Source organism: Shewanella sp. BJSY2023SW007, from assembly GCF_047314525.1.
Classification (GTDB): domain Bacteria; phylum Pseudomonadota; class Gammaproteobacteria; order Enterobacterales; family Shewanellaceae; genus Shewanella; species Shewanella chilikensis.
Window position 1 is genome coordinate 1 of record NZ_JBKORL010000053.1, and the last position, 1,178, is coordinate 1,178.

Genomic DNA, 1,178 nt, shown 5'->3' on the forward strand with positions numbered 1-1,178 from the left:
ATGAAAACTCATCCGGGTTGTATGGTTAAGCGACCAAGCGTATACGGTGGATGCCTTGGCAGTCAGAGGCGATGAAGGACGTAGTAACTTGCGAAAAGCGTTGGTGAGCTAGTAACAAGCATTTGAGCCAGCGATGTCCGAATGGGGAAACCCGGCAGCATAAGCTGTCATCAATACGTGAATACATAGCGTATTGAGGCGAACGAGGGGAACTGAAACATCTAAGTACCCTCAGGAAAAGAAATCAACCGAGATTCCCCAAGTAGCGGCGAGCGAACGGGGATTAGCCCTTAAGTCTTTGGGGTGTTAGTGGAATGTGTTGGAAAGCACAGCGGCACAGGGTGATAGCCCCGTACACGTAAACTAACCAGAGATGAAATCGAGTAAGGCGGCACACGTGACATGTTGTCTGAATATGGGGGGACCATCCTCCAAGGCTAAATACTCCTGACTGACCGATAGTGAACCAGTACCGTGAGGGAAAGGCGAAAAGAACCCCTGTGAGGGGAGTGAAATAGAACCTGAAACCGTATACGTACAAGCAGTGGAAGCGGTCCTTGAGACCGTGACTGCGTACCTTTTGTATAATGGGTCAGCGACTTACATTTAGTAGCGAGGTTAAGCGAATAGCGGAGCCGTAGGGAAACCGAGTGTTAACTGCGCGTTTAGTTGCTAGGTGTAGACCCGAAACCCGGTGATCTAGCCATGGGCAGGTTGAAGGTTGAGTAACATCAACTGGAGGACCGAACCGACTAATGTTGAAAAATTAGCGGATGACTTGTGGCTGGGGGTGAAAGGCCAATCAAACCGGGAGATATCTGGTTCTCCTCGAAAGCTATTTAGGTAGCGCCTCGGACGAACACCTTTGGGGGTAGAGCACTGTTAAGGCTAGGGGGTCATCCCGACTTACCAACCCTTTGCAAACTCCGAATACCAAAGAGTGCTATCCGGGAGACAGACGGCGGGTGCTAACGTCCGTCGTCAAAAGGGAAACAACCCAGACCGTCAGCTAAGGTCCCAAAGTAATTGCTAAGTGGGAAACGATGTGGGAAGGCTTAGACAGCTAGGATGTTGGCTTAGAAGCAGCCATCATTTAAAGAAAGCGTAATAGCTCACTAGTCGAGTCGGCCTGCGCGGAAGATGTAACGGGGCTAAGCAATTCACCGAAGCTACGGGTA

General features: G+C 50.3%; 1 rRNA gene. It reads left to right on the top strand.

The features are described from left to right. Nucleotides 1-23 precede the first annotated feature (23 nt). Nucleotides 24-1,178: ribosomal RNA gene (locus ACMHXE_RS08560) — 23S ribosomal RNA — on the top strand; the annotation flags it as partial.